The organism is Psittacicella gerlachiana (assembly GCF_003585965.1).
In the GTDB taxonomy this organism is placed as follows: Bacteria; Pseudomonadota; Gammaproteobacteria; order Enterobacterales; family Psittacicellaceae; genus Psittacicella; species Psittacicella gerlachiana.
Genome location: NZ_NRJF01000026.1, coordinates 1 through 5,375, shown reverse-complemented (window position 1 = coordinate 5,375; position 5,375 = coordinate 1). Strand labels below are relative to the sequence as shown.

3 protein-coding genes are annotated in these 5,375 nt (G+C 34.9%); all 3 read left to right on the top strand.

Annotation, left to right across the window (positions count from 1 at the left end; genetic code table 11):
* Positions 1-1,041: 1,041 nt before the first annotated feature.
* The 3 genes from CKF59_RS01055 (at position 1,042) to CKF59_RS01045 (ending at position 5,323) form a co-directional block, all read left to right on the top strand.
* Entirely contained in the window at positions 1,042-1,917 is an 876-nt protein-coding gene (locus CKF59_RS01055; protein ID WP_119534132.1) for a DnaJ domain-containing protein, read from the top strand.
* A 249-nt stretch (positions 1,918-2,166) separates the two neighbouring features.
* A complete protein-coding gene (locus CKF59_RS01050) occupies positions 2,167-3,486 on the top strand; it encodes a hypothetical protein (protein WP_119534131.1) in 1,320 nt (439 codons plus the stop codon).
* Between the two features lie 166 nt (positions 3,487-3,652).
* Positions 3,653-5,323 carry a hypothetical protein gene (locus CKF59_RS01045; RefSeq protein ID WP_119534130.1) on the top strand — a complete coding sequence of 557 codons (1,671 nt, stop codon included), beginning with the start codon at positions 3,653-3,655 and terminating at the stop codon, positions 5,321-5,323.
* Positions 5,324-5,375: the final 52 nt, after the last annotated feature.

Genomic DNA, 5,375 nt, shown 5'->3' with positions numbered 1-5,375 from the left:
AAGAGAAGTACTTCTCTTCAGAGGTCTAAAAAACAATCGGAAAAAATAAAAAAGTAACTCCCTGCTTACTCTTGTTTAAAAGTTTTAAACCGCCAAATTGAAGAGAGCAAAGAGTTACTTTACCTCCAACAATGCACGCTGTGCGTGCGAAAAAACTCGTTGCAATAAATTACTCTTACTTAGATAAGTTTTCTATAATCTTAGACAAATAAAATCATTAAAAGTTTGAAAAATTTTAATTATTTTACATTGAGATCTATATCTCAAGTAAAACTTCTTTAAAGTTAAAGTGAAAAGATAAAAAGTAAAAGTTGTAGTAAAAAAGTTAGAACAAAGACTTAATTTTTTTAAGGATATGACTTAAGCGAGGTAAGAGAGCTAGAATTTTTCTCTTGAATAGGTTCGTTTAACAAAGGAAAATCTATAGGAATTTTCTTGCTTTTTTCTCATCCAAGATAATCTAGGTTTTTATCGAGCAAGAGTAAAAATTTTTAGTGTCCTAAAATTAAACTTTTTCTTAAAAAAAGTTTGATTTTTCTTAGTTTTATCCTTATATTATAAAAAGATCTAACTTAGATTTTTTATTTAAATGGTGATTGTATCCTCAACATTTAGGTAAATCAGTTTTTATATGTAAAGGTTTATCTTTTATCCCCCTTCTTAAGTAAACCTTTGCTCCTTGCCAAAGAGCCTTAGGTTCTTTTTCTTCTAGGTTGAATAATATCGGATACATCGCAAAAATATAAGATATTAGGATTACCTGCCTGAAGTGATTTCAATCAGAATCTAGAAGAGACAAGTAATAAACAAAATAATATATAAAAGCAAAGGTAAGAGCTGTAGTTAACTCTCTGTTACTTTTGCTTTTTTTCTGTTTGTCTCTCTTGTATACTTTCCCGCAATATTTAAGCACTTTACTAGAGGCTCAGGTATAATATAAACTGCAAAAAAAGTAATTTTTAATTTAAAGCATACAGGATTGTATTCTTATTTTTAACTTAAGTACCAACATATAACTAAGTACAAACGTATAGATAACATATGCAAAAGAAATTTCCGTGGTTAATGCCGGCAGTCTTTGGTTTTATTGGACTGTTGATTTTTCAAAGTTTTATAGGTCTATTAATTGGCGTAGGGATAGGCTATTTCTTTCAACGTCGTCAAAGTGAAAGTGATATAAGAAATGCTGAATTATTTCAACGTCAAGTAAATAATTTAGCTGAGATTATTGGGATTTTGCTCCGTAAAACCGGAAATGCAACTCGTAGTAATATCAATGATGCAAAAACTCTTTTTGGTGAGGAAATTTCTCGTTCTTTTGCTCATGTCGATGTACATACGGCAATGCAACGCCTTGAAGATGCAGCGACTAATAGCTCTTATGATGAGTCAGTATCACTTAACAGTTTACGTAATAGCTTAGCTATGAGCGTGGCTAGTCGTTCAGGAGTTTACTTCTTAACCATTATTATTTACGTTTACTGTAATGCCGCTCGTACGCGTGGTGATGATAAATTTTATGATGCCATGTTTACCATAGGTTCGGCTTTAGGCATTCCTCCGCAAATTGTAGCAGTATTATTAATGCGTGCTACCGATTATGGGAATAGCCAAAATGCTCATGGTGGCTACTCTTGGGGACAAAGCGACTTTGGTGGTGGGCAATATAATCAACAAGATTCCTATAACCGCAACTATTATCGTGCAGCTGATTCGCAAAAAGAACTGCAAGCTGCTTATCAAACTCTCGGAGTTACTGCAGAAGTTACTAAAGACGAGTTACGTAAAGCTAAACGTCGTCTGCTAGCTAAATGGCACCCTGATAAGGCACCAGAGGGCAAAAAAGACGAATATACAGAAATGTCGCAAAAAATTAATGCGGCCGCTGATTTAATTACAGCCTATAAAGGTTTCTAATTGCAAAAGCACTTTTGGTTCACCAAAAGTGCTTTTCTTATTGCTTTTTCCCGAAAAATAGTTAGATTTTTAGTATAATAAACATAGTAGATTAAGTTTTTTTAGCCTTGATTTTTCAACCGAGAAATAAGTTCCTAAAAACTTAAGCTAATTAAAGTAAGAGTAATCAAAGTAACTTGATGAGAGATCCCTAGGTTGACCATGGGATCTTGAAGTAGAAGTTACCATATATACAGAATGAATAAAGACATGAAATTAAGTTCTCGTATTGCAGTCTTAGATCATGCCCCCAAGCACCTTGTAGATAACTATCTCTACGAGTTTATCGATAAGCTTAACTCTTTTTATTTAGCCCAAGATTTGTTTCAAAGAAACAGTTTACTCTTGGCTGCCATGAAAAGTTGTTGTTTGAGTATTAATCCCGATCCTTTGGATAATCAAGCCTTAACTTCTGTAGATTTGCAAGTTAAAGGAGTTTTTTCTAGTGAAGCTCGTGAATGTAATGATCTGCGTGATGAGATCATGAATTTTACTTTTGAAAATTTTCGTTTGCTTCTCGCTTATGAGATTACGGGCTTTATCCAAAAAGATCGTTTACGCTATTCAACCCTAGCTAATCTCATTCAAACCTATATGATTAACGCAAGGATTCAGCGTAATCCTTATTTGCTCCAACCTCCTTTGACTAGTGAACAGTTTGCCGAATTAAAGCAACAAGTTAGTGCCAAGGTCAAAGAAATTAAATTGTCGCAGTGGCAAAGTCGTTTACCTGCCGACTATCCTTTTGCTTTAACCCATGCGGTTTTAGCCTATGCTTATCAAGAAGGAGAAAAGTTACGCTTTGCTGAACTTGAGCAAATGCTCGAAGTGATTTACCAATATTTACTGCGTTATAGCTTTTTAAATCGTTGGTTAGGTTTACAAATCTATTTAACGAGTTATGTAAACTATTATTATCCTGGGATTTACCTTGAAGCTCCTTTATGGTTTCTTGATATTGAACAAGAACAATTGCGAGAGCAAGCTCTCGAATGTCTAATTAGTTATGTGCGAGAAGAAGTAAATCTTAATCTAGGGTTACAAGAGCAATTAGCTAGCTATGCCAAGCTATGGCTTGATCGTGAAGATCAAGACTTGGATTTTGTCTTCTTTAGTCAACAATTACCGTTATTGGATTTTTCTTCTCTAGCGCAAGCCCCATTCCCTAATCTTTATCCCGGTTTAGAAAAATACTCGTTGTTTTTACCTGATATTTATCATGCTACTTGTTGTAACCTTTTACATCGCCTTAATGATAAAACTCTTAAGGTAACCGGTTATCAGAGTTTAGAGCGAATAGAAGAGGGATTAAATAACCTAGAAGTTTATTATCAATCCCGTTCTAAAGTGGATGAACGAAGCTATTTATGGCAAAAAATTAATGCTCCCCATAAGGCTTATAGTAAGCAAACTTTAAAAGCTTATCGTCAGGTAGCTCAACGCTTGGCTATAGCTCCGGGTTATTTAGAAGCAGAGCAACAGGCTTGGCTCAAACGCTTGTGGCAAAAAATTTCTAAATCTATTATTTAATTGTCATTTTTTATTAACTTGTCTTTAGCTTAGGGAAGTTGTTTTGAGGGGTTATAAAAGATGAAGCAGAAGCACAGCTTGGGTAACTTTGGAGACTAATCCAAACCAACAGCTTTGTCTCTTACAATAACCTCAAAACCCTAACATGTTTCTAGATTACAATACGATGAGTATAACCGATGAATTTGCGCTTAAACGCATGCAAACTACCAATGCTTATGCTCAATATGCTTTAGATAGTGAGCAAATTTTACAAGCGAGTCATTTAACGCATGACTTTTACAATTTAAAATTTTTTAATTTATCTTACGAGACTACCTTTTCTTATCCTACAGTTGCCGTATATTGCTTTAATCAAGAAATGCCTAATGCCTTTTATATTGGGGACACAAGCAACTTTAATACCATGACCTTTAAGGCGTTTATCTCTAGTTATCACTTTTTGATTTTGTACCTTGCTGAAGTGCTGGGAAGAAATAAAAAGTATCCTTTGCGTCGTGGAAGAATTATTTATAAACTTTTAGCTAGTTACAATTTACATAGCCAGTCCATAAACAATCCTTATAATCTCTTTGCTCCTTTTACAGCTGAAGATTATCAAGAACTCAAAGCGAGATTAGAGGCAAGAACCTCTACCCGAGCTTCAATTATCTTGGATAAATATAATAATCCGGATATTCCAGCTTTTGCGCAAACTCATGCTTTTTTGAATTATGCTTTTGCTCAGTTAGAGCATGAGGTCGGGGATGATCAAGAGATTTTAGATAATGTTTATACTTATCTCATGGGGTATGACTTTATGGGGGTAAGTTTTGGGGTAATGCTGGCACTAATGCAGTATACCGAGCATAATAGTAATTTGCGTTTTCCGGAAGCAATTTTTGAGTTTACTCATGAGGGAGAATATCGTGAGTTTGTCAATAGCTTTTTTGATTCTTACGCTTATACCATAGGGGAGTGTATGAATCGTAGTAATCGCGACAATCAAGAGCAAGTACTCCAAATAGTACGCCAATGGCTCAGTCGTGATCCTGAAGTCGATTATTTGACTTTTATGCGTCAAACGGTTTTTCCTTCATTTGAACACAAATTTGCGTTAGCAGGAGAGTTAAAGACTTTAGAGCAGCGGATTTTTATTACGCCCAATTACCAATCTTATCTTAGTGAGACCATGGTCGAGCGAGAGCTTTATAACCAACAATTGGCGTATTTTCAGAGTCTTGATCCTTATGCTCCGGTAGAAAGTGTAGAAATGCCTGTAGGTAGTACGGAGATTGTACGTGAACCTAGTAAGTTTATGGTTAGACTACCTTTGACTCTATGCCCTCAGTTTTCTTTAGAGGCACAAAAGAGTTTAGAAGTACGTATGCACGATCTTTTAGATTGTTTGGAGGAAAGTGTTTATGCCACTCCTTACTACTTATACCATCAACTTTATGTACAAAGAGCTAAAGATTATGATCTAGATTTTTGTGAAGTTAATGGCTTAAGTCGAGAAGAGTTTATGTATGCTCGTTTTTACAGTTATGACGCTGTGCTCTTACAAAAAGAATGGTTGTTACGTCGTAATGCAATGTTAAAGTATTTACAAACTCAGGATGAAGAAGATAAAGTATTTCTCGGACATTTACTTGATCCTACAAGTATTGAACGAAATTTAGCTCAACTTGAGAGCTTACCTAAGGAACAAGCAGAATATTGGCGTACTGTAGGTTATATCTACACTCATCCGAGTCATCGTACTTGTCCTTTGCCATTAACCCGACACACAAGTAAAAGTTTACCTCCTGGGGTGCAAAAATTTATGGCATTACAGGAAAAACAAGAGAAGGCTTAATCCAACTTTTGGATTGCCACCGTAACAAATTTAAGATAAAAAATAAAGTACT

What these genes read in the sequence shown, in the direction of transcription:
- CKF59_RS01045 (WP_119534130.1), top strand. Translation starts at nt 3,653, where the DNA reads ATGAGTATAACCGATGAATTTGCGCTTAAACGCATGCAAACTACCAAT.
- CKF59_RS01055 (WP_119534132.1), top strand. Translation starts at nt 1,042, where the DNA reads ATGCAAAAGAAATTTCCGTGGTTAATGCCGGCAGTCTTTGGTTTTATT.
- CKF59_RS01050 (WP_119534131.1), top strand. Translation starts at nt 2,167, where the DNA reads ATGAAATTAAGTTCTCGTATTGCAGTCTTAGATCATGCCCCCAAGCAC.